Source organism: Pectobacterium peruviense (assembly GCF_002847345.1).
Classification (GTDB): Bacteria; Pseudomonadota; Gammaproteobacteria; order Enterobacterales; family Enterobacteriaceae; genus Pectobacterium; species Pectobacterium peruviense.
Genome location: NZ_LXFV01000026.1, coordinates 31,695 through 56,043, shown reverse-complemented (window position 1 = coordinate 56,043; position 24,349 = coordinate 31,695). Strand labels below are relative to the sequence as shown.

Annotated in this window: 21 protein-coding genes and 1 tRNA gene; 5 read left to right on the top strand and 17 right to left on the bottom strand. The window is 49.8% G+C overall.

Annotated features, from left to right (window positions below; translation table 11 throughout):
• Positions 1-20: 20 nt before the first annotated feature.
• From A0G03_RS17690 to A0G03_RS17675, 4 genes are all read right to left on the bottom strand, one after another.
• Positions 21-827 (bottom strand): hypothetical protein, encoded by an 807-nt coding sequence (locus A0G03_RS17690; protein ID WP_048259414.1) that lies wholly within the window; start codon positions 825-827, stop codon positions 21-23.
• A gap of 107 nt (positions 828-934) precedes the next feature.
• Positions 935-1,387, bottom strand: a complete 453-nt coding sequence (locus tag A0G03_RS17685; protein WP_048259465.1) for a hypothetical protein — start codon at positions 1,385-1,387, stop codon at positions 935-937.
• Positions 1,388-2,017: 630 nt separating this feature from the next.
• Positions 2,018-2,356 (bottom strand): DUF1869 domain-containing protein, encoded by a 339-nt coding sequence (locus A0G03_RS17680; RefSeq protein ID WP_048259415.1) that lies wholly within the window; start codon positions 2,354-2,356, stop codon positions 2,018-2,020.
• Positions 2,357-2,366: 10 nt separating this feature from the next.
• Entirely contained in the window at positions 2,367-2,699 is a 333-nt protein-coding gene (locus A0G03_RS17675) for a TehB family protein (protein ID WP_048259416.1), read from the bottom strand.
• 241 nt (positions 2,700-2,940) lie between these two features.
• On the opposite strand from A0G03_RS17675, the gene A0G03_RS17670 reads away from it, so the two are divergent.
• On the top strand, positions 2,941-3,531 hold the full coding sequence (locus A0G03_RS17670) for a flavin reductase family protein (protein ID WP_048259417.1): 591 nt from the start codon (positions 2,941-2,943) through the stop codon (positions 3,529-3,531).
• A 25-nt stretch (positions 3,532-3,556) separates the two neighbouring features.
• On the opposite strand, the gene A0G03_RS17665 is transcribed toward A0G03_RS17670, so the two are convergent.
• Together A0G03_RS17665 and A0G03_RS22020 are read right to left on the bottom strand one after the other, a co-directional pair.
• Positions 3,557-4,258: a substrate binding domain-containing protein gene (locus A0G03_RS17665; RefSeq protein WP_223250584.1), complete on the bottom strand. Its 702-nt coding sequence runs from the start codon at positions 4,256-4,258 to the stop codon at positions 3,557-3,559.
• 48 nt (positions 4,259-4,306) lie between these two features.
• Entirely contained in the window at positions 4,307-4,471 is a 165-nt protein-coding gene (locus tag A0G03_RS22020; protein WP_223250585.1) for a LysR family transcriptional regulator, read from the bottom strand.
• A gap of 125 nt (positions 4,472-4,596) precedes the next feature.
• On the opposite strand from A0G03_RS22020, the gene A0G03_RS17660 reads away from it, so the two are divergent.
• On the top strand, positions 4,597-5,049 hold the full coding sequence (locus A0G03_RS17660; protein ID WP_048259418.1) for an alpha/beta fold hydrolase: 453 nt from the start codon (positions 4,597-4,599) through the stop codon (positions 5,047-5,049).
• A gap of 82 nt (positions 5,050-5,131) precedes the next feature.
• On the opposite strand, the gene A0G03_RS17655 is transcribed toward A0G03_RS17660, so the two are convergent.
• Entirely contained in the window at positions 5,132-5,698 is a 567-nt protein-coding gene (locus tag A0G03_RS17655; RefSeq protein WP_048259419.1) for a TetR/AcrR family transcriptional regulator, read from the bottom strand.
• A gap of 137 nt (positions 5,699-5,835) precedes the next feature.
• Here A0G03_RS17655 and A0G03_RS17650 point away from each other — a divergent pair, with 137 nt between their 5' ends.
• From A0G03_RS17650 to A0G03_RS17635, 3 genes are all read left to right on the top strand, one after another.
• Positions 5,836-6,927 carry an alkene reductase gene (locus A0G03_RS17650; RefSeq protein ID WP_048259420.1) on the top strand — a complete coding sequence of 364 codons (1,092 nt, stop codon included), beginning with the start codon at positions 5,836-5,838 and terminating at the stop codon, positions 6,925-6,927.
• Positions 6,928-7,002: 75 nt separating this feature from the next.
• Complete coding sequence (locus A0G03_RS17645; protein ID WP_048259421.1) at positions 7,003-7,785, top strand: SDR family NAD(P)-dependent oxidoreductase; 783 nt, start codon at positions 7,003-7,005, stop codon at positions 7,783-7,785.
• Positions 7,786-8,099: 314 nt separating this feature from the next.
• On the top strand, positions 8,100-9,119 hold the full coding sequence (locus tag A0G03_RS17635) for an NADP-dependent oxidoreductase (protein ID WP_048259422.1): 1,020 nt from the start codon (positions 8,100-8,102) through the stop codon (positions 9,117-9,119).
• A gap of 274 nt (positions 9,120-9,393) precedes the next feature.
• Here the strand turns inward: A0G03_RS17635 and A0G03_RS17630 are convergent.
• From A0G03_RS17630 to A0G03_RS17585, 10 genes are all read right to left on the bottom strand, one after another.
• Positions 9,394-9,469: transfer RNA gene (locus tag A0G03_RS17630), tRNA-Asn, on the bottom strand.
• Positions 9,470-9,611: 142 nt separating this feature from the next.
• Positions 9,612-10,874: an MFS transporter gene (locus A0G03_RS17625; protein ID WP_048259423.1), complete on the bottom strand. Its 1,263-nt coding sequence runs from the start codon at positions 10,872-10,874 to the stop codon at positions 9,612-9,614.
• 143 nt (positions 10,875-11,017) lie between these two features.
• Positions 11,018-14,140, bottom strand: a complete 3,123-nt coding sequence (locus A0G03_RS17620; RefSeq protein WP_048259424.1) for a beta-galactosidase — start codon at positions 14,138-14,140, stop codon at positions 11,018-11,020.
• A 295-nt stretch (positions 14,141-14,435) separates the two neighbouring features.
• Positions 14,436-15,512, bottom strand: a complete 1,077-nt coding sequence (locus A0G03_RS17615; protein ID WP_048259425.1) for a LacI family DNA-binding transcriptional regulator — start codon at positions 15,510-15,512, stop codon at positions 14,436-14,438.
• A 179-nt stretch (positions 15,513-15,691) separates the two neighbouring features.
• The gene (gene fbpC / locus A0G03_RS17610; RefSeq protein ID WP_189315252.1) at positions 15,692-16,750 is read right to left on the bottom strand and encodes a ferric ABC transporter ATP-binding protein; all 1,059 of its coding nucleotides are present in this window, start codon (positions 16,748-16,750) and stop codon (positions 15,692-15,694) included.
• 5 nt (positions 16,751-16,755) lie between these two features.
• Entirely contained in the window at positions 16,756-18,834 is a 2,079-nt protein-coding gene (locus tag A0G03_RS17605) for an ABC transporter permease (RefSeq protein WP_048259427.1), read from the bottom strand.
• Between the two features lie 196 nt (positions 18,835-19,030).
• Positions 19,031-20,065: an ABC transporter substrate-binding protein gene (locus tag A0G03_RS17600; RefSeq protein WP_011093077.1), complete on the bottom strand. Its 1,035-nt coding sequence runs from the start codon at positions 20,063-20,065 to the stop codon at positions 19,031-19,033.
• Between the two features lie 225 nt (positions 20,066-20,290).
• Positions 20,291-21,622, bottom strand: coding sequence for an MFS transporter family glucose-6-phosphate receptor UhpC (gene uhpC, locus A0G03_RS17595; RefSeq protein ID WP_048259428.1), 1,332 nt, complete (start codon positions 21,620-21,622; stop codon positions 20,291-20,293).
• Between the two features lie 89 nt (positions 21,623-21,711).
• Entirely contained in the window at positions 21,712-23,289 is a 1,578-nt protein-coding gene (locus tag A0G03_RS17590; protein ID WP_048259429.1) for an MASE1 domain-containing sensor histidine kinase, read from the bottom strand.
• Between the two features lie 3 nt (positions 23,290-23,292).
• Positions 23,293-23,922: a response regulator transcription factor gene (locus A0G03_RS17585; protein ID WP_048259466.1), complete on the bottom strand. Its 630-nt coding sequence runs from the start codon at positions 23,920-23,922 to the stop codon at positions 23,293-23,295.
• Between the last annotated feature and the right edge of the window lie 427 nt (positions 23,923-24,349).

The window sequence follows — 24,349 nt, the reverse complement described above, 5'->3', positions numbered from 1 at the left end:
CAGAGGTAGTCATCTGCTCATCAGGCATCTTTGGTTGCATCCAGAGTGAGCTTACCATCTTCTAAGTGAAGCTTGGTGGGGGAAAGGAGCTCAAATAGGCGGTTGAACGGATCGTCGTCTTTGCCTGATTCCCCAGTCATAAAGTTGAAGTCCATTTCTATCAGGTACTTCAGACGTGGTACATAGCCTTCCGGTGCCTGTGCTTGTTCGATTAATGGCAGGCTTTCATGATGAGATAACACCATTTTGAAAAATTCGGTTTGTTTAAACTCACCGCGATTCCACTCCAGCTTACTTTGGGCTATTGCCATCGTGCGCCAGACTTCTTCTTGATCGTAAGCTTCGCTCCAGGCTGCTCTTCGCTCATTCACGGTAAAAGTTCCGCTGTCGTCATAGGTAATCAGTGCCAATTGTTCACGAGACAGGCCCTTAAAGGGGTTGCTTCCTTGACGGTTATTATACGCCGTAGCTTGTTTCGCTCTGGCTAATCGCTCAGGGTCATCGCTATCAGGTATTTCCGCATCGTGCGCTTTTTTGTTATTAGCGTAATTCTCGCCGAGGATCTCATTATTCGCGCTTTTGGCTTTGGCTGCCAATGTACTGCGGTCACTAGTGGCATCTCTGGCTTCGGCTCTGACGGCGGCATCGCTAAGCTGTTTTGCCAGTGTGGTGATGCCGTTATATTTTTTATTTGAATAACCATCAGACCCTGTAGATGCTTGCTGTGTGCCTTCGGATACGTTTTCCTGCTTTTTTATCAAACGACTGTTATTAGTGGACTGCGTATCTGCCACCGTACTTTTTGCAAGGCCATTGAAGTTAATCATTCGTTCTTCTCACTCGTTGTGATGAAGGGATAAGTAACGACTAATGCAGCTTATCCCTATTCATAAAAAACGTCTGAGCGTTGCTCAGCTATTTTTTAGTACGGGTGTTATCTCATGGTGATTTCTACGTCTGAGTCGTGAGTATTAACGTTGGCATAAGTCACCCTCAGATCGCAGCGTGCACCGTTGCCAGGTGTGGTGCTCTTAGTCCATTGGGGGATTTTATTTCCCAACACATACTTCACAGTATATGTCATATCAAACTGGCAAACCTTGGTTCCAACCTTGTAGCGAACGTGCATCGAACCAACGTCACTGATTGGATTGGAGATCGTATATTGATTTGAATTCCCAGATTTGACGAATTCGCTTGGTGTAGGTGAAGCATTCGCCTGTGAGAAAACTTCTGCTGTTGTCGTTGGCGAAAAAACAGCGTCTGGAGCACTGGATGCACTAAGGTTCTTAAAGGTCACATTGAATTTCGGGCCCGCATTAGCAGCCGCTGATGCAAAAAGGGCGGCCATGAACAGTGAAGACAACAGAATATTGCTTGATTTCATTTGAAAAAACTCCATGTATTTTCATCTGCGACTACAGTCTTTTTATTCTTTCTCTCTTACTACGTGGAATACGACGCTGTGTGCTGTAGCCATAAACGCAGGCAGACCACGCGGTTTCATAACAAATCGGCATTATATAAAAAATGTTTAAGTATTTATGGTTATTTTAATAACGCCTTATAGGGTTTTAAAGTCTATTTTCTTTCCATTCTTAGTTTTTCAATGCTAATGATTAAGTTAATTGATAATTAGCGTAATAATTATTAATCTAAATGCCGCTATTCGTCGGGATGGTATAATTGTGTTATACGAATCGCTATAGACAGGTTTCTCTTACTGAATTAGGTAATCAGCTAATGCTAACGTGACTGCACTTTTCAGGTTAGTGAGCGACACAGACAAAAAGAGTCGTCATATTGATGGTTATGGTCGATAAGCCTACACTGCGGCGTGAATGACTGTGTTGAGTAATTGGAGAGTAGGGGGCAGGGGGCGCTTGTTCAGTCAAAAGACATCCAGCGCCTGTTTTTAATAAATAGGTATGGCTGTACTAACGATATATCTTAAATTATTCGAGTTGCGTGAAAGTCTGCGTATATACAGCCTGAATAATTATCGTGCTATGCCGCTTTACCAGCCGCAGACGTTAGTGTCTTCATCCGCATCGTAACCACGCACGATATTAACCAATTCTTTCACTGCGTCAGCGGAAACGGTTTTATCTTTCAACGCCGCAATTGCAGGGAAATCTTTGTCAACAGCTACGCCATTATTATTATTGGTTACCGTCAGCAAAAAACCTTTGTTATTGTCGTCGGTTAAAGACAGATTTTTGACTAATTCTTCAACCGCACTAGCAGCGAAATCGGGTACATAAAAAGCCATCGGTTTAAGATAAACTTTCTCTGCTTTTTCATTATTATCGCGGTTCAGCAGTGTTAATGAATATCCTTTATTTTCAGTTGTCATTCTTTTTACCTCAACCTTCTATCAGAATTTTTGGATCGACATAAAAATCTACGTTGAATAACGTATCATCAGATAACGCTTCAATTCTGTGCCACTTTTCTGGAGGGAATACGCCAAATTGTCCGGCTTCAATGGTCAGCGTTTCGACTGGCTCAGAACTCGTTTCATCGGTATAACCATAATAACGAATTGTCCCTTGCATCACGCACAAACGCGGGTAAACACCTTGCCGTGTTCCGGCATCTAAATGGCGCTGCCAGATAGACGCGGGTGCAGTCTCCTTTGTCCAAAACGGTGTTGTTCGGGTATGAACATAATTCGCTGGGATGACAATTCGTTCCATGTTTAAACCTCATCTTTTACCCAACCGCATTATGGATCGGGAAGTGAAAAACCATATGATGCATATCATATACCTCTTTCTGTGCTTGTGAATTATTTTTTGCTAGTTAAATTCTTACAATACCAAGCCACTCGTAAAAAGGTTGTATTGCCGATACTCAATTAGGGTTATTGTTAAGTGGAAATCAAAAGAGTAAAAATGAAAAAATATAACGCTAATCTCTTATGAGGTATGAACTCAAATGAAAAAGAATGTAAAACTCAGTTCATTTTATTACGGATTTCCGGTTTTTCTTGTTACGACAACGGATAATAGCAGCGGGAATATCAATATTTCCTCTGTATCATCGTCAATTTCTCTCGGTGATAAAATCATTATCGGCGTCACCAAAGGAAGTAAGACCTGTAGTAATTTATTATCCGGTTCTGATGTGGTTATTAATATTCCTGATTACAAACTTTGGGAGAAGGTTGAAGAACTGGGTAAATTGACCGGAAGCGATACGCTATCTGAAGGTCAGATAAAATGGGGCGTTCAGATATGCCACGATAAATTCTCCAAAGTCGGTCTTCATTCTGAAGCCTCGACCGATATTACACCGACTCGGGTGATTGAATGCCCTATTCAGGTAGAATGTAAGACTGTCAGCACCACAGACAAAGGGCGTTTTATTCTTGTCGAACTGGATATTGTTAATGTCTGGGTGGAGAGCGAGCTATTAGGATCAAATGATGTTATCGACTCGTCAAAATGGAAGCCTCTGATCTACAACTTCCGCGAATACGACACGACGGGTGACGCACTAGGGTTTAATTTTAAATACGGTCATTAATCTTATCGAGAGAGCGCTGCTGACATCATTTATCCCTGAGATAAGCATCGGATGGAACGCGACATTGTTCTGATAATTTGTCGATGTGCGCTGTACAAAAATCAATATAGGCTCTGGCCGTTGAAGAGATGTGCTGCTGCTTTTTGTATACCAGATGCAAAGACGAATAGGGCAACGGATGCTCCGGCAGCAGCTCAGTTAGCTCTCCTCTTTTGATATATTCAGCAGCAAAAAACACCGGTAGTTCAGTGATGAAATCCCCGACAAGGGCGCCAGCCCGTAAATGAAGATAATCATTTACTGTAAATATGGCTGGGACGTCATAAGCGTGATTGCCCAGCATCCAGACAGGGTGTGCGTCAATAACGGCTCCCCAGGCTGCACAGGGGAACTGCATCAGATCAGACGGTTCACGCAGAGGCAGTGACACCTTCAGTAACTCTGGGCTGGCAACAAGGATATGGCGAAAATCCATTAAATGTCGTGCAACAACGAAATCATCAGCGATGGTACCCACTCGTAATGCCACATCGACCCTGTCGGATATCAGATCCACTCTTCTCTCGGTGGAATACACGTTTATCGCAATGCGTGGGTATGTCTGCTGAAACTGCCTGATGATTTCCCACCAGGGCCCCATAGACTGGGGAAGCGTCAGTCGCAGTCGTCCGGTAATATGAGGATTACCTGACACCACAGACTGTTCCGCGTCGTTAAGGATATCCATCGCAGAGCTTGCGTGGTTAAGTAATCTTTTCCCGGCTTCCGTTACCTTTCAGCCTTTCGCTGTTCGTTCAAGCAGCAGCACCTTGAGCTCTTTTTCCAACCCCTGAATCCTGCGACTCAGCGTCGGCAGCGGGATGTTGTTCTCCCAGGCGGCGGCAGTCAGGCTGCCGCAACGGGCGGCCATCAAGAACATGTTAAGCGCATTCAGATCCACTATTTATTCCTCTCAAATATGGAATGCCTACTTTCATTTTCTGCTCTACATACTAAAGAACTAGCTCAGTAAAATGTATTTGTTTTCAGATAACAGGCCGTTAAAAGCCAGAAGAGGCAAAAATTATGCGTAAAACAGCATTGCAACACTTTGGGCGAGATTTCGATTTTCCTAATGCCATCCAGGGATTGCTAGCTAAGCTCTCAGATGTGGAAGGTTTGGAGATCGGTTCGTTCCAGACGAATGATGGTGTGTCACTGTCCTATTGGAAAGCAGGTAAGGGTACTCCGCTCGTTTTTATCCCAGAATGGTCGTCCAACGGCGCTGAATACATCAATCTCATTCATCTTCTGAAAGAGGATTATGAGGTGTATGTGGTTTCCAAAAAAATTGCACGGCCTACGCTGGTGGTGTCTGGCGAATACAGTAACTGGGTGGAAAGTCAGCGCTGGATAGCGGAAACCGTGCCTGATGGTCAGATGATTGTTTATAGTAAAAATGAAAACGGCGATCATTTCCTGCATCTAAAAGAACCGCTGAAATTCTCCGAGCAGCTTAAAACCTTCCTGCAGAAATAAATTCAGTCACACTGCGAATGGTCAGTTATTTTTCCTCGCCTCTGTCTGGAGGCTTCTCGCCGGTAAATTTGAGAAGAATTAATTATTTACCGGGAAATAGTGCCTCTTGACTGAGAATACGTGAGCGGCAAACTTTTAGGATCTCATCGGCGAGGGCCGAATCATCAGGGCAGGCACGAGACAGTACCAGAGCACCAACAAGGTGAGCAAGGGCGCTAATTCTTTCGGCGCGCACGTCGTCTCCCGACCCATTCTCGCTTTCTAATGTAGCCAGTTGATTCTCAATTCCAGCTGCGAAACTTTCCTTAATTGATGCTGACTGGCGTGCTGAATCAACACCAAGCGCTGACATCACGCAGCCATTTCCCATCGAATCACGATGCTTGCGAGAGAGATATTGCTCTATAAAACCAGCCATATCGATACCCACGGTATTTTCTATCGAATGCGAAAAACCGCAGCTCATCGCCTCCGACATCAAATCTGCCTTGGAGCTAAAGTGTTTGTAAAATCCGCCGTGTGTTAAACCTGCGGCTGACATGAGTTCAGCTATACCCACGCCGTCATACCCCCGCTCACGAAATAACACCGAGGCTGTCTCAACGATACGCATTCGATTTTCGCGAGCCTGCTCTTTCGAAACTTTCATCGTTTTATGGCCTTTTCTTAAAAATGTATGCCACAAGTATACATTGATGATGATCGTAATCAAACCGTTTGACTTTTTAGATTACGATCATCATCATTATGTCTAGCGTTTCACAAATCACTATCAAGGGAACAAGCATGACGAACCGACAATTATTCCAACCCTATAGTCTTGGGCCATTAACGCTCACCAACCGCATTGTGATGGCACCGTTAACACGCAATCGTGCCGGAAAAGGTCTGGTACCCAGCGAACTGACAGCAACGTATTACGCACAGCGTGCCACAGCCGGTCTGTTGATTACTGAAGCTACGCAGATCTCTACACAAGCGCAGGGCTATCAAGATACCCCGGGGATCTATACGCCAGCGCAAATTGCAGGATGGCGTAAAGTGACTGATGCGGTTCATGCAAAAGGCGGGCATATCTTCGTACAGCTATGGCACGTAGGGCGTATATCGCATGTCGACTTACAACCTAATGGCGCAGCGCCAGTTGCCCCTTCAGCCATTCGAGCCAAGACGAAAACGTTTGTGAACAATGGGTTCTCTGACGTCTCTGAGCCACGTGCGCTTGAGTTGCAGGAAATTCCGGGGATTATCGATGATTTCAGAAAAGCCGCTGCTAATGCCATTGCTGCTGGGTTTGATGGTGTTGAGATTCATGGTGCGAATGGTTACCTGCTGGAACAGTTCCTCAAAGATGGGGCTAATCAGCGTACTGATGAGTACGGCGGCTCTGTCGAGAATCGTGCGCGCCTGCTGTTAGAAGTCACGGCGGCCGTTAAAGAGGAGATTGGTGCAGATCGCACAGGTGTGCGCATTTCACCGGTTTCCCCTGCTAATGCGATTTCTTGCAGTGATCCGCAGCAACAATATAACTATGTCGCTGATCAACTCAATGCGTTAGGCATCGTGTATCTCCATGTCGTTGAAGGCGCTACGGGCGGCCCGCGTGATGCAGCACCGTTTGATTACGATTCTCTGCGTCGACGCTTTAAAAATACCTACATTGGCAATAACGGCTATGACCTGACGTTGGCTTCAACTCACCTCTCTGAAGGCAAAGCCGACCTGTTCGCGTTTGGTCGTTCGTTCATCTCCAATCCTGATCTGGTCGAAAGGCTGAAGACGGGCGCACCTCTGGCCTCACTCAATCCTGAAACACTTTATGGCGGTGGCGCCCAAGGGTACACAGATTACCCGTCGCTTGCCGAGGCCAGCAAGTAAATCTGTGAGTGTCACGGTTCTACATACATCGCACATTGCGAATTCTGTTTACACATTAATAAAGAAGATCAACTTATGACTAAAGCTTCAGTTCTCATTACAGGTGCATCCACGGGTATTGGTGCAGTTTACGCCGAACGTTTCGCCCGTCGGGGCCACGACCTTGTTCTGGTTGCTCGTGACAAAGCAAAGTTAGATACATTGGCCGATCGCTTGCGACAGGAAAATGGCATTTCTGTCGATGTCTTGCCTGCTGATCTCACGCAAACTAACGATTTAGCTTTGGTCGAAACCCGTCTGCGTGAAGACACGCAGATTGGTATTCTTATCAATAACGCGGGTATCGCGCAGTCCGGCAGTTTTACAGAGCAGACGCCTGAATCGATAGAAAGCCTTATCGCACTCAACGTCACCGCTCTGACGAGACTGGCCAGTGCCGTTGCGCCACGGTTTGTACAAGCAGGTGAAGGCTCGATCGTTAATATCAGTTCCGTCGTAGGCCTGGCCCCGGAATTTGCCATGACGGTTTACGGCGCAACCAAAGCCTTTGTTCTTTTCCTGTCTCAGGGAATGAATGTCGAGCTATCATCTAAGGGCGTTTATATCCAGGCGGTGCTCCCTGCTGGCACTTACACGGAAATTTGGGACCGTGCGGGTATCGATATCACTAACTCGCCAAAATTCATGGAAGTGGGTGAGTTAGTGGATGCCGCACTGGTTGGCTTTGATCGCCGTGAACTCGTCACTACCCCGCCGTTACATAATGCTGCACGCTGGGACACCCTCGATACTTCACGTCAGGTTCTGCTTTCAGACATCAAACAAGATGAAGCCGCAGAGCGATATAAAGCCCTTTAATCAATGAGTCGCACTCTGCAGGACGCGAATAACAGTCTTTGGCTGTTCTGCAGAGGAGTATGCCCCAAACCACTTATGAAGGTCTTATCTCAGCATGGCAAATAAACGTGTAGTGCTTGTTACGGGGCCTCATCGGGAATTGGCGAGGCATCGGCTAACAAATCAAGCGGCTCCGAGTTCACATCCTAAGTTGCGCTACACTGTGGGGACATTGGCAGGTTAGTTGAATTTTTTGCTTAGATTTGCGCCCGTAAAATTCCTCGACCAAGTTGTGCGTAATAGCCTTCAGCTTGATACGACAGGATAAATAAAAAATGAATAATAAGACGATGAAAGCCTTCACGTTTAAACGTTATGGTAAGCATTCTGAATTGGGATTCGATGACGTAGATTATCCTTCTCTCAACGCTGATGAAATCTTGGTTAACGTTTACGCTGTGGGGCTAAACCCTATCGACAATATGATCCCTACCGGAATATTTAAGTCAATTCTGCATTTTACGTTCCCTGCAACATTGGGCAGTGACCTGTCTGGTGTCGTCATCGCCGTAGGGAGTCGTGTGACTCGTTTCGCGCCAGGCGATGAAATTTTTGCCAGCATTTTCGATAGTGGAATGGGCTCTCTCGCCGAATTTGCCGTGGTACCTGAGAACGCGGCGGCCATGAAACCAGCAAACCTGGATTTTGTGCAGGCGGCTTCACTCCCGATGGTGAGCCTCACATCCTGGCAGGCACTGATCGAGCGTGCCAAACTCCGGCCTGGTCAGAAGGTTTTTATCCCCGCAGGTTCGGGGGGAATTGGCACTTTTGCGATCCAATTGGCGAAACACCTTGGTGCAACGGTGGGAACGACCACGAGTACAGGCAACGTCGAATGGGTAAGTCATCTTGGTCCAGATGACGTGGTTGATTATAAAAAGCAAGACTTCGAAAACGTGTTGAGTGGCTACGATATTGTACTTGGCACTCTCAGAGGTGATGCGATTGAAAAATCTATCAACACGCTTAAGCCAGGAGGAATAATTGTTTCTCTCATCGGGCCGTTAGATGTTGCATTCGCACGGGCTCGGCGGCTAAACGTCTTTCTAACTTTTGTTTTCTGGTTGATGAGCCGGAAGATTATGCGCCTTTCGAAAAAACGGGGCACTGCCTACACATTTCACTTCGTTCGACCTGATGGTGCTCAACTGACCCAAATTGGCAAACTCCTTGAAACGGAACAAATCAAGCCAGTGGTCGACAAGGTGTTTTCGTTTGCTGAAACAAAAGATGCACTTTCCTATCTTGCCCAAGGGCATACAAAGGGAAAAGTTGTCATCAAGATGCAGGGGTAACTTCTTTCCGTAACAACGAAGTAATCATGCTATGAATCTGAGACTCTTAAGGCGTTATTAGAAGGTTTTAAGTTGCGGATTTTCAAGTCGTTAAGAGACAGTTGGGGGTCACTCCGTCATCGAACCAACTTGACCCCAAATCTGACCACCTCATTCTCCTGATGCGGAGTGAAAACGGAATGTAGGCAGGGAACGCTTTGCACATGAATTTATTAAACAAAGTGCTAAAAAGCAAAAATCCCGCTTAAGTTGCCTTAAGCGGGATTTTCTAATTTGGCTCCTCTGACTGGACTCGAACCAGTGACATACGGATTAACAGTCCGCCGTTCTACCGACTGAACTACAGAGGAATCGTGTGAACGGGGCGCATAATAACGGCGTGTGCCGCGCATGTCAAAGGCGTAAACCACAAAATCGCACTGTTCGGTGAGAGAATGTTCAATCTGCCGATATTTTTGTCAAATACCGGCATTTTATCGTGTCCTGCTGCCGCTAAAGTGTATTCACCGATGTTTTCTGTTTATCAGAAAAGGCATATAACGGCCCTTTTCCTGACAGGGTAAAGAGGGATATCGCCGTAAAAGAAAGGGCAATACCGCCTAAAATCAGGTAAGTGCCATGAAAGCCGATGCTGTCATACATATTGCCAGCAAAGATAGACATGAAAATGATCGATACCTGTTTAAAGAAGCAGAAGCACACCAAATAAATCGTCGCGGAGAAGCGGACTTCAAAAACGGTGGTAATGTATTTGAAGCAGCCGACAATCAGGAAAGGAACTTCGAACATGTGTAGCGTTTTCAGCACAATGACTTCCAGCACAGAGTCGGCAAAAGCAGAGCCAATAATCCGCACGGACATAATTGTACCGGCAATGAGCAGGGCATTTTTACCACCGATACGGTTCACAATAAGCGGCGCAAAAAACATGATGGTGGCATTAAGCAATTCACCCAGTGTTGTAACGTAGCCAAATACTCTGGTGCCTTCTTGCCGGGTCTCGAAGAATGAGGTGAAGAAGTTGGCAAACTGCTGATCGAACACATCATAGGTGCAGGAAACGCCGACGACATAGAGGGTCAGGAACCAGATTTTGCGTTCTTTTAGCAGTTCGGCCGCCATTTTCAGGTTGAACGGTTTCTGGTTGGAGCCTACTTGATCGGCAACGATAGCGCTGGATGAGATTTCTGGTTTTGCCAGCAGCAACAGAATGGCGAGGATGACGGCACAGCCGGAGCCAAGCCAGAAAACAAACTGGTTATTGATGGTAAACATGATGCCGACAATAGAGGCGCAGAGCGCCCAACCGAGGCAGCCGAACAGACGTGCACGGCCAAATTCAAACTGACTGCGACGGCTGACTTTTTCGATATAGGCTTCAATGGCTGGTGCGCCGCCGTTGTTGATAAACCCGAGATAAATCCCGCCGACGATAGAACCTAAAACGATGTTGTATTTTAACAATGGGCCAAAAACATAGATAAAGAACGGAGCAAAAAACACGAGCATTATGGTGATAATCCATAGCAGGTGTTTTCTCAGACCTAATTTATCGGACAGCAAGCCAAATATAGGTTGGAATAGTAAGGCGAAAAAAGAAATACAGGCGAAAATGATGCCTGTGTCGCTTTTGCTTATTTGATTAATGTCATGAAGCCAAATAGGGAAGAAGGGAAAGTAAGCCCCCATGATAAAGAAATAGAAAAAGAAAAATAGGCCAAATATCCAGAAATTTTTATTGTGTAGGTAGTACATGTTGTCTTCTCCGATATGCATAATATCCGCAACGTTTATTTTGATGGCGGATATATACTTGCTGGATACAACTGAGATGGAAAACCGCGGTACACCCGCGCTCTTTCGTTGTTTTTTAATACTGTTTTTTCATATCAATAGGGTTAGTGGTGTTGAATAGTGACTCGATAGTGATAATGCGTTGCCGTGAGTAAATCATCACAATGAACGCTGGGGCTCCAGGAGTCATCACCACCAATTCCCATATGGAAGCCATCCAGATTGAGCCAAACGCCTTTTTCCTTTTCTAATAAATGATGGTGGGTACACGTCATCAACTGTGTTAGCCCGTAGCGGCTTAGCCCGAAGTGGAAATTTCCGGTGATAGCCCATTTACCATATGTCAGTGAACGCGTGTTGCAGCGCAACCCGTTCTCCGATGGGAAAATGTAGGGAGTGTGAAGGTCATCCAACGGCAGATTCCAATGCCCATGCTGTGCCGCAAGCTGTCGGTCGGGATAATTTTCGTGTGGTCCAAGCCCGACCCAACTGACCTGAGGCTCGACGTCAGCTAATTGGCAGCTCAAGCCGACTCTGGCCAGCGACGGAAGTACCGTACTGACATCAACGTCGACATCGACGGTCATCACGCCACCAGTATCAATCTGCCAGTGTTTTTTACTCCGTAGCAGAATCTGCCCCGCATGGCGGAATACATGATCGGTGACAATGTGGACGGCATCGGTGAGCTGGTCTGCCTGAATCGCGACACACTGCGTCTGCAATTGATAAAGCCCTGCCGATTTCCAGCGTTCGGCCCAGGCGCGTGGATCGATGCGGTCAACCTCACTGATACCGATGTCGTTATCCAGTGGAGCCCGAACGAATTGATCCTGCAAGGGAGTCAACAGTGCTGGAGTACCAGTTGTCCACCACTGCTCTAGCCAACCGCTCTGGCGGTTAAATCGCCAATGTTGTTCGCCCTGAACAACGTCAAAATAGGTATCTGATGTTTGCAGGACTGGTGGTTTTTTCTGCCCAGAGCATGATGCCTCGGGCATATGAAGCGGTGTAGGGAGTTGCCACTGATCCCAGGCACTGCGGTGGTTTGCTTCCGACCAGGCGGTTTCTCTGGGTTGCACGACTTCAACATTGAGCCAAAGCTCCCCTGTGCGATCGATGGTGGGAAGTGACTCCAGTAGCGTTAGTGTTTGAGTAGCTTGCGGGGCGAGCCTCAGCGGCAGTAAACCTTCTGCTAGGATCTTATCGTCTAGTGTAATGTGCCAATTCAACTGCTCGTTGTCCGTATGACGGAACAGGTATTCACTGGTAACGCGTAATTCACAGGGGGATTCAGCCTGCCAGACGAATTGAATATGCTGCTGTGCGCGTTGCGCTTCATACAGGCTGGGATGTGGAGTGCGATCGGGGAAAAGTAGGCCGTCCAGACAGAACTGGCGATCGTTCGGCATGTCGCCAAAATCTCCGCCGTACGCCCAGTAGGCATTGCCTTGTTCATCATGGTGGATCAATGCCTGATCGACCCAATCCCAGATGAATCCACCCTGTAACCGAGGATATTGCCGGAATGCTTTCCAGTAGCGGGCGAATCCCCCCAAACTGTTGCCCATCGCGTGCGAGTACTCACAGAGGATGAGTGGCCGATGTTCGCCCGGCATGCTGATCCATTTTGTGATCGACCATTTGGGTACGCTGGGGAAGGGCTGATCTTCATCAACACGGGCGTACATTGGGCACATAATGTCGGTCGCACGACTATTCGCACCGCCGCCTTCGTAATGCACGGGGCGGGTGGGGTCGTTGCGTTTGATCCACTGGTAAAGTGCATCATGGTTTGCGCCGTAACCGGATTCGTTCCCCAATGACCAGATAATGATGCAAGGGTGATTTCGATCGCGCTGCACCATCCTTGATACGCGTTCGCTGTAGGCTGGCAGCCACATGGGATCGTCTGACAGCCGATTCATCGGCTGCATACCGTGCGTCTCAATGTTCGCTTCATCCACCACATACAGGCCATAGCGATCGCACAGCCGATACCACAGCGGATGGTTGGGGTAATGGGAGCAGCGCACCGCGTTAAAATTATGCTGCTTCATCAGCATAATATCGCGCCGCATCGTGTCTTCATCCATCACCTGACCGTTTTGCGGGTGATGCTCATGGCGGTTAACGCCGCGGATTAGCAGCGGTTTGCCATTTAGCAGCAGCAGGCCGTTGCTAATTTCAACTTTTCTGAAGCCGACATCATAGGCTTCCGCTTCGAGCAGTTCGCCTTCCGCTGTTTCCAGTGCGATGACGGCACGATACAGATGCGGCAGCTCGGCGCTCCACAGATCGGGCCGCGGCACATCAAGACGAAGGGAGGCCCTGTCATGGTAGGTGCCACGTTCATCCACAATGTCGCCACCGAACGCCTGTCGTGTCTCGCCAATGAGGTTATTACCGCGCCAGAGTTGTGCATGTATGCGATGGTTTTTGGCTTCAGACTCGGAGAGTGTTGCCTTTACCTGAACATCCAGTGTGCCATGGCGGAAATCGGTGCTGAGCGGCGTAGTGAGTTGAACATCGCTAAGATGAACCGTCGATTTATGTAGAAGTGTGACGTCGCGGAAGATACCGCTCATACGCCACATATCCTGATCTTCCAGATAACTTCCGTCAGACCAGCGTAACACCATCACCGCCAGCCGGTTCTCTCCTGCTGTCAGATAGCGACCAATATCAAACTCCGCCGGTAGACGACTATCCTGCGAATAGCCGACCCAGTGACCGTTACACCAGAGGTAAAACGCGGAGTTGACGCCATCAAAAATAATCCGCGTTTGTCCGCTGCTGAGCCAGTCATGATTGACTTTAAAAGTGAGCGAGTAACAACCGGTGGGATTATCTTCTGGAACATAGGGTGGGTTAACGGGGATCGGGTATTTTACGTTGGTGTAAATCGGTGTGTCATAGCCCTGTAACTGCCAATTGGAAGGAACCGGAATGGCAGCAGAATCAGGTAAATTTTGCTGTAGCCAGCTTTCCGGTACGGCTTCGGGGCGAGTGAAATAACTAAACATCCACTCGCCATTCAAGCGGCGAAGACGCTGAGACGGCTCATCTTGATGCGCGGCAGCCACGCTTCGCCAACTGTTGAATGGAGGATGAGCAGGGAGCCTTTGATAGTTGGTACAAGCTGGATTTTCCCAATCACGTCGAGCAAGAATTTCTCGCAGCGTGGCGTGATGGCGTGTTGGATTCGGTAGAACGGTATCGCTCATGATGGCTTTACTCCTGAACGTCTTGAACCTGTCATTGTGGTTGGATGATTTAAATTGTTATCCGCTCACAATTTATATTTTCCATAACATATCGACTGGCCAAAGTGAGTAAAGAGGAATGTGGCAATAAAGTGGAAGCGATCACAAAGATCGTTTGCAAAACAAATGAGATAACATCGAATTTGGAAAGCGGTGCGCAATAAATCAACAAAGATGAAATGGTAACTTGTTGTTTATAAGATTATTTTGTTATGGTTTGGCCGCTGTGGTGATAACGGTGTTGTTGTGTAACGGGTTACAAACGCTGGAGCTGGCGTGTAATGTCCAACAGATTTTTGGTGAGTTCTTGCAGAGAGGCATGGGTTGATGAATGGATGGCGGTGCTATGGCGTACGATCAGTTCGGTGGGTAACAGTAGTGAAGTAGTTTGGGTAGGATCGCCCAGCGTAGCGAGCAAACGGGTGACGCCTTCTTTACCTAATAGCCTGAAATCCTGGCGAATGGTCGTCAGTGGCGGGGTGTAATAAGCGCTGTCCTGAGTATCGTCAAACCCGATCACCGACATCTGTTCCGGCACACGCAGGCCATATTCGTGCAGCGCGCGTAGAACGCCAAGCGCCATTTGATCGTTCGCGACAACAATGGCGGACACACGCAGGGATTGTCCCAGCAGAGCCAGTGTTTGGTGATAACCAGAAGCGGCGCTCCAGTCACCGTGCAATACAGAAGCGGGGGATAATTGCTGTTTTTCCAGCTCGGCTATCCAGCCTTCATAACGTAGGCGTGCGGAAATCGAGGTCATTGGCCCAGTCAACAGAGCGATATGTTGATGCCCCAGTTCCACCAGATGCGAGATAGCCAACCGCGCGCCGTGGTCAGGATCGAACATGAAATTGAGTATGTCGGTATGGGGATCGGCATCCATAAACAGCACGGGCGTATCAGCACAGGTTTGGCTAATGTGGGCGACTTCATCCGTTGATAGCGGAACATTCACGATGACGCCACTGACCCGCTGAGAAAGCAGATCGTTAACGGCGTTATTGCAGGTGTTGACATCCGAGCTGCTCAGCATGGACATCACGATGTTGATCCCCAACTGGTTGGCGGTGCTCTTAATCGCGGCGGCAATTTGTGAAGGAGCGTGCAGTGAAAGATCGGTGGTTACCAGCCCCAGCGTGGTGATGGTTTTCCCTGCTAGCTGTTGTGCGACGCGGTTAGGCGTGTAATTCAGCGCCGCCATCGCCTGTTCCACTTTACTGCGAGTACGAGATGAAACGTGAGGCGCTTGATTCAGCACTCGAGAAACCGTCTGATAGGAAACCCCTGCGTACTCGGCGACATCGTTTAATGTGATGGGTTTCTGTTTCATAGCGACTATTCCGTGCGTGAAAGGGCATTATCATAGCAAATCGCGTGGGGAATCCGTAACAGGTGTATGTGTTCTGGCGTAATTGAAGCGGGTTAACATGAACGTGTGCCAGAGCTGGCGTGTCAAAAGTAACACTGGGAGCAAATGCTCCCAGTGAGTGATGGATGGGTATCCGATATTTACTGTTCGGACAGGACAAACATGCCGTAAGGGTGAATTTGCAGATAGTAACTGTCGCCCGGATTCGGCTGAAGCTGAGTGGCGTTAACCTGCAACAGCATCGATTGGCCGTGCCAGTCCACCTGCACTTCATACTGCGGCCCCATATAGGCGACCTGCGTGATGGTGCAGCGCTGGCTTTCGTCACCCTGATGACTGAGCGTAATGGCTTCAGGGCGAATACCGACAGTCGATTCACTTAATCCGGCAGCAAACCCCTGTGGACGCGGAATGAGGTAGCCATAGATATTTACGCTGTCTGCCGTGAAGGTGGCAGGGAAGATATTAGCGTCCCCCATAAAGCTGGCCATGAAGCGTGAAGCGGGCTGGCGATAGAGTTCCTGCGGTGCACCCAACTGCATGATTTTGCCTTTGTTCATCACCAGAACCATGTCGGACACCGCAAAGGCTTCGCTCTGATCGTGCGTAACATACAGCGAGGTGATGTTGAACTGCTGCTGAAGCTCACGGATTTTCTCACGCATACTGCGGCGCAGGTTGGCGTCAAGGTTACTCAGTGGCTCATCGAACAGCAGTACTTTAGGTTTGAGGATCAGTGCACGCGCCAGAGCAACACGCTGTTGTTGTCCACCGGAAATCTGGTCGACGTAGCGATCTTCGAACCCTTCCAGATCGACCAGCGCTAGCGCTTCTTTCACGCGTTGATTGATTTCAGCCTTTGGTCGGCCGAGCATTTTTAGCCCGTAGCCGATGTTTTCGCCCAGCGACATATGCGGGAAGAGGGCGTAAGACTGGAACACCATACAGATATCACGCTGTTGAATCGAGCGCTCGGTGACGTCTTCGCCGTCGATGAAAATTTGGCCTTCTGTCGGTTTTTCCAATCCGGCAACCGCTCGGAGTACCGTGGTTTTACCGCAGCCTGATGGCCCTAGCAGCGTGACCATTTTTCCCTGTGGGATAGCCAGATTCAAATCATCAATGACGGTGTTGTTGCCGAAACGTTTAGTGATGTGCTTCAGTTCGACAAAGCTTTTTTCAGTATTCAAGGTAATCACTCCGCTTAGGCATTATTCTTGGCTTTCGTGCGGGAAATCCGCGCTTCACCGACCAGATAATCGAACAGGAAAATAATGGCCAGCATGACCACAATCAGGATGGAACCGTAGGCAATCGCCATACCGTATTCACCGTCTTCCACGCGGTTAAGAATGTAAGACGTGGCGACGCGAGTATCCGGTGTAACCAGAAAGATAATGGCGCTGACGGTGGTAATCGCACGTACGAAGCTGTAAATCAGTGCGGACAGAATGGCCGGACGTAGCAGCGGTAGCAGAATATAAAACACCGTGCGCATCGAACCCGCCCTCAGGCTGAGTGACGCTTCGTCCAGTGATTTATCCAACTGCCCCAGCCCAGCGATACCGGCGCGAATACCAACTGGCACGTTACGCATGACCATCGACATGATGACGATCACCGCGGTTCCTGTTAAGTAAACCGGCGCGCTGTTAAAGGCCAGGATGTAAGACACACCGGCAACGGTGCCCGGCACCGCAAAGCACAGCATGGTGGTGAACTCGATAGCCTTCTTGCCGTAGAACTGCTGGCGCACCACGATGTAGGCTATAAGCAACCCGAACAGTGCCGTAATCGGTGCGGCGATACCCGCGAACAACAGTGTATCCAGCAGGGAAGGCCAGGCGCCGTCGCTAAAGCCTTGCCCGAACAGCTTGCTGAAGTTTGCCAGCGTCAGGGTGTAGTCCACGCCCCAGTTAACGGTAAAGCTGCCGTAGAAAATGCTGCCGTACAGCAGGACGTTAAAGGCAATCCAAACATAAAGCAGGATGCTGACGATCCACACCAGCGAGACGGGCAGCGGCTGCACATCACCCCGAGAGGATTTGCCAGAAATCGTGACGTAGGAGCGTTTACCGATCCACAGATATTGCACGCAGAATACGGCCAGTGAGAACAGCAGCAGGACAACGCCGAGCGTACTGGCTGACTGGTAATCCAACTGTGCACCCGTGATATAGAAGTAAATCTGGGTAGCGAGTACGTCGAAGTTACCGCCTAGCACCAGAGGGTTACTGAAATCGGCCAGCGACTGGACAATTACGATCAGGAACGAGTTAGCCAGTGCCGGTTTCAGCAGGGGCAGGAAAACCCGCTGAAAGGTTTGATAGCGGTTGGCTCGCAGCGTATACGATGCTTCTTCCAGCGACGGATGAATCGTCTTCATCGCGCCTTCGAGAATCATAAACGACATCGGCGTGAAGGCGAGCACCTGCGCCAGCCAGATGCCGGTAAAACCATACAGCCAGTTGGTGTTCGTCAGACCAAACCAAGTCACCATCAGCTCGGTGATATAACCGGAGCGGCCCATCATCAGCGTCACGCCTAACCCGACGACAAACGGTGGCGTAACGATAGGCAGGATGGAGAAAATGCGGCCGATAATTGCGGAACGTCGTGCAATACGCGAGGTATAAATCGCTAGCACCATACCGAAGAAGGTGCAGCCGATACCGACGGCAACCGACAGCAGGAATGAATTCCAGATCACCCGTAAAATGTGGGCCTGACTTAGAATCTGCATAAACGACAGCGGCGCGAATTCACCGCTGTCATTGGTGAACATCGGGATGAAGATGGCGATACTTGGGTAAAGAATAAACACGCTAATCAGCGCAATGATGCTGATAAGTGAGCCGATGACGAAGCGATCGCCACCCAGCCAGTCAAGCCGCGAGAGCGCCAGCGTAATAATTGCACTCAGCGCAACAAACAGCCCAAGGGTGCCATAGCCCATGCCGCGGCCTTCAATGGTCGCACTGATGACCACAAAGAGGGCACAGAACAACGCATAAGCCGCATCAAAACGGTGGCGACCACGCTGTTCCCGGCTGGGCGTAAGCAGTGGACGCGCCAGTAATCCTAACGGGAGCAGAAACCAAAGCAGGCTGATATTCAGGCTCGACCAGCTGTAGGCCGCCAGCAGTTCATCGCGTGAGGCATCGAGCAGGCCATAATCCAGGCTCCACGCTGGTAGCAGCAAAAATGTCGCTGCAATCAGCGCCAGCCACAGGAAAACGGGATCCCGTTTAGGCGTCGGTGAGAGAGTTAGTGTGTGTGACATGATGGTTCCCTGGTGCGTGCAAGTTTTATCGAATTGTTTTATGAGATTGAATCGTCACAGGTATTGGTTGGTTAATAATATTGAGTAATGGTTAATCAGCGATGCTGAGAACACTGCGCTAAGCGAAACGCGCGTATCGCAGTGCTCCCGTTCTTTTTGCAATCAACAAAGATCAATCAAAGGCAATCAATCGAGATTATTGGCCCATTTTGACTTCGTTAACCCACTTGGAAATCAGCTCTTTACGCACGTCTGCCGCGCCGTATTTGTCCATGTCGTAGTTGATCAGTTTCAGGTCCTGCAACTTCAGCGACAGCGGGGACGCTTCGGCCGTAGTGTTAGTCAGAATCTGGTAGGACTGGCCTTTCTTCCAGGAGAGTTCTTGTGCTTCTTTTGACAGCGCCCAGTCAACGAACAGCTTGGCGTTATCCATATTGCGCGCGCCTTTCAGGATGCTGACGCCGCCAATTTCATAGCCGGTGCCTTCACACGGGGAGATCAGTGCCAGTGGTGCGCCTTTCTCTTTTTCCAGCGAGTAGTCGTGCAGGAAACCGATGCCGATAGCGGTTTCGCCACGCGCGGCGTTGCGTGCGGGGGCAATACCGGATTTGGTGTATTGCGATACGTTGGTGTTCAATTTCTTCAGGTAATCAAAGGCTTGATCCTGACCCCAAAGCTGGGAGAAGGTCGCCAGTGCGGTGTAGGCCGTACCGGAACTCTGTGGGTCAGCAATCTGAATTTCGCCTTTGTAGATAGGGTTGGTCAGATCTTTCCAGCACTGTGGCACTGGCAGATTTTTCTCTTTCAGGCGATCGGTGTTAACACCGAAGCCGAGAATGCCGACGTAAACCGCAGACGAGTAGTTTCCTTTACGTTTAGCGGGATCGCGGAACTGCGGCATGATCTGATCAAGGTTTTTAGACTGATAGGGTTCCAGCAGATCCATTTCGCCCGCTTGAGACTGCGGATCCAGCGTGCCGCCGTACCAGACGTCAGCCTGTGGGTTCTTCTTCTCAGCATCGACTTTCGCCAGCGTGCTGCCGGAACCGTTGCGGATAAAGGAGGTTTTAACGTTGTGTTTTTCACCAAAGGCCTTGGCTTCCTCCTCGCAGAAGGCGTTGGTGGCGCTACAGTAAATGACCAGGCGACCTTCAGCCCGAGCGGTAGTAGTGGTAACGGCAGCAACGGTCAGTCCAGCGGCGATGAGGGTCGTTAAGGTAGTCAGTTTCATGATGTTTTCCTTTGTATATACCCGTCATACTTCAAGTTGCATGTGCGTTGGCTGCGTTCACTCACCCGAATCACTTACTTGAGTAAGCTCATCGGGATTCCTTCGCTTGCCGCGTAACAAGGCTTATAAATAAGCCTTGCCCTTGGCGGGCCAACGCTTTGCGTTGTTCAAAACGCTAACGTTTTGTCCTGAAACTCGAATTATTTAGGGTATAGTTATCTGTTGTTATTGATATTTTGATGTCATCAAACGTTCCCGGCGGCTGACACCTGCCATCAGCAGCGGCATCAATAACAGTCCGATGCAGGCTGAGGCCAATGCCAGCAGAGTAAAAAATCCCGACCATCCATAGTGTTGCAGCACCTGTGCTAGCGGCCAGCCCGCCAGCGCCGCTCCCAGATAGGCAAACAACGCCAGAAAACCTGTCACCGTGCCTGCGGCATCCTTATGGCTGTATTCCGTCGCAGCCAGACCGATCAACATCTGTGGTCCAAAAACAAAAAAACCGATACTGAAGAAACAGGCTGCAAGCAGTGAATAGTGGTGAATTGGTGCCAGCCACAGCGCGGTCATGGTTAAAAATAGTCCGAGTGCAAACAGCAAAATCATCGGTGCGCGTTGACCTCGGAACAGCAGATCTGAACCCCAACCAGCAAACAGCGCTCCCAGTAATCCACCCAGTTCAAACAGCGACAGCGTGGCGTTCGCGCTGAGCAGGTTGAAACCGTGGCTCTCCGACAGCCAGATGTTTCCCCAGTCATTCAGTGCGATGCGAATCAGGTACACCAGAATGTAGGAAAACCCGAGCAGCCAAATGGTACGGTTACGCAAAATTGCATCGCGCAGAATCTGACGCATCGGCATCGGCGGACTCTGCTGCTCCTGACGAAGCTCTAGCGCGTCGCGTCGCCACTGACCGACGCTTGGCAACCCTTGCTGTTGCGGTTTGTCGCACAGCTGCCAACATAGCCACAGCCCGATCACAATCCCGATAATGCCCGGCACCAGCAGCGCCGCTTGCCAGCCCCATTCGGAGGCCAGATAGCCCGCGAGTAAGGGAACCGCCGCACCACCAATGTTGATCGACGTATTCCAACATCCCCACCAGAGGCCGCGCTCATTACGCGAATACCAACTGCTCAGCAGTCTGGCGCAAGGGGGCCAACCCCAGCCCTGAAAGAACCCGTTCAGCGCCCAGACAATCAACAAACCGGTGAGCGACTGGCAGTACATGAACAGAATGTTCAGCACGCCGGTAATCATCAGCCCGACACCCATAAACCAGCGCACCTGAGTGCGATCGCAGACGATGCCGGAAATAAACTTGGATGCGCCATAACAGAGGTAAAACAGCGTCCCCAGCAAACCGATATCGCCTTTGCTTAACCCTAATTCCAACTGCATCACCGGCATGACGAAGTTGATGCTTTTACGCGTCAGGTAAAACGTGGCGTACCCGATGACCATGGAAATCAACAACCGCGGTCGCCAGTAGCGATAGCGCTGACTGATTTGTGTTGGTGAAAGCTGTCCCTTGGGAAACATGGGTGCCTGCATGGGGTTCTCCGTCGCGTTGAGAGAAGAGTAGGGGGATGCGAATTAAAAAGGATGAGACAAGGTTTTAGATGGCTAGGAATAATTCCTAGCTAGTCGTCTTTTTGTTTAAATTTTGTGGGCAGGTTAACAATTATGTGCGTGCCACGCGGCGCAGCGGGTTCACCGCTGACGGCGGCTTTCACCAGCCAGTTTCCGCCCAGTGCCTGCACGCGTTCTTCAATGCCCCGCAGGCCGAAGCCGCCGCCTGTCGAATGTGTACTGCCTTTTTGTGCGATGCCTACGCCGTTATCAATGACGTCGAGCGTAATCAGGTCATCCTGCTGTCTGAGACGGACGGTAATCTGTGTGGCGCTGGCGTGTTTGTTGATGTTGTTGAGCAGTTCCTGCACCAGCCGATAAAGCGTGAAAATGACTACGTCATCATGAGGGGGCGTTGGGAGCTGATAATCCAACTGAAACTGGATGCCGCGAGCCGCAAAGGCGAACTCATCTGCCAGATGATGCAGCGCTTTATCCAGCACCATTTCATCCAGCACTGGCGGGTGCAGCTGGCGCAACAGCTGGCGTGTGGTGTGGTGGATTCGCCGCGACAGCTCGCTGATTTGTCCGGCGGCATGTTGCGCCGCATCGGCAGGCGCACTGTGTTTCACCAGCATGGCCTGAATTTGAATCGCGGTGATGTTTTGGCCGATATCATCGTGCAGCTCGCGCGCGATATCTTTGCGCACGGCCTCTTCGGTATGGATGATGCGTTCCATCAGCCGCCGCCGGGTTTTTAGCTCCTGTTCCAACTGCTGACGATAGCGCTGGAGCCGCTGTGCCAGCTGTTGCTGACGGCTGATGGCGATCCCCAACCCAATGCCGAGCAGCGCCTGCGTAGAGAGAAACAGCTCCAGCTCGCGCAGGTCATCAAACGCTCCGCTCACTTGGCGCGTGACGGCAATCATCAGGCTGCCGAGTACGGCGGACAGTACGCCGCCTTGCCAGCCGAATTTATACGCCATCACCACATTGGGCAGAAAAACGAAGATCAGCAGCAGGCGTTCCATCTCGGGTGTGAACGCCATTTGCAGGCAAACGCCGATAGAAAAAAACAGTGAGCACCAAATCAGCAGTGAAGTACGCAGTGGTGGATCGGGGATCTCCTGCGCCAGCAAGGTCTGCAAATGCTGCTGCTTGATGTATTCGTACAGCAGATAGATGAACGGAATCAGCAGGACGCCGCCGGTAAACGTGGCCAGCAGCGTTTGTGTTAACTGCGAATGTAACCAGGGCCCGATGGCGATGCCGTGAAGAAGGGTGTTAAGCGTCAACGCCGCCAGTAACAGCAGCAGTCGTTGCCAATAAAGTGTATAGCGATGCCAGATTTTATGCGTGATGACCGCGGGAATCAGGCTCAGAAAAGGGGAAAGCAGCAATAGCGAACGCGTCATCAACTGCTCGCTGATAAGCCAACTCTGGATAGCGATTTCCGAAAGTAGCAAGGTCGGCCAGTATTTGCGCGGCAGCAAAATCATCAACGCCAGCCGCAGCCCTTGCGGTAACAGCAGCGTCGCCTGCTGGCCGTTATTGCTCAGATAGAAACTGATGGTCCATAGCGCCAGCCAAATCAGGCTGTAGAAAAAGGCCAGAAACAGCGTCATACCGATGACGTGCAGGCGGCGCATGGTCTATTTCCCGGCCAGCAACTGGTGTTGCAGCGCAAAGTGCACCAGTTCTACCGTGGATTCACACTGTAATTTACTGAGAATATTGGCGCGGTGAACATGAACCGTCTTATGGCTGAGCTCAAGTTGTTCAGCGATGCTTTTGACGCTAATCCCGTTGACCAGCAGGCTGAATATTTCCCGCTCGCGTGGAGTCAGCGTCAGTAACTCCTTCGGTGGCTGCTGCTGATGACGAATGGCGTGCAGCGCGTCGGCGCAGAGGTAAAGGCCGCCGCTGCTGACCACGCGAACTGCCTGCACTAACTCTTCTGGGCCGCAGCGCTTCGTGAGGTAGCCGCCCGCGCCTGCATCCAACGCACTTTGTACAAATGCAGTGGTGTCATAGATGCTCAGAATAATGGCGCGAAAATTGGGGCGCTGTTGACGTAGGCGGGTTAATAACGACAGGCCGCTTTCATCCGGCATAGCGATATCAATCACGGCAACGTCAATCGGCTGTTTGAGCAAATGCGGCCACGCTTGCGCCGCCGAGGCATATTGTCCCACTACCTGAATGTCATTCTCTAATGTCAGAAGCTGTGCAAAGCCAGACCGTACAACGATGTGATCGTCAACCAAAGCCACATTAATCATGGTTTCGCCGTGTGAATCCAAAGTCATCAAAGTGTCATAATGCGGGGGAATGCAGAGGCGAGCAATAGTAGATAATTAAAATGGAATCGGCTTAACAGATATACCCGTCATACTTCAAGCTGCTTGTGCGTTGGCTGCTCTTACTCACCCCAGTCACTTACTTGTGTAAGCTCCTGGGGATTAATGAGTCTCATAAATGAGACTCACCCTTCGGGCCAGCGTTAGCGCTGTTCAAATCGGTCTAAAACCGATTTGTCGCTCGGTTGCCGCGTTACAAGGCTATAAATGAGCCTCGCCCTAAAGGGCCAACGCTCTGCGTTGTTCAAAACGCTAACGTTTTGTCACGCAACTCGAATTATTTAGGGTATATACAATTCTATTTATTGATCGAATGATGAAAGGCATATTGATAGAACGCGGAGTTATT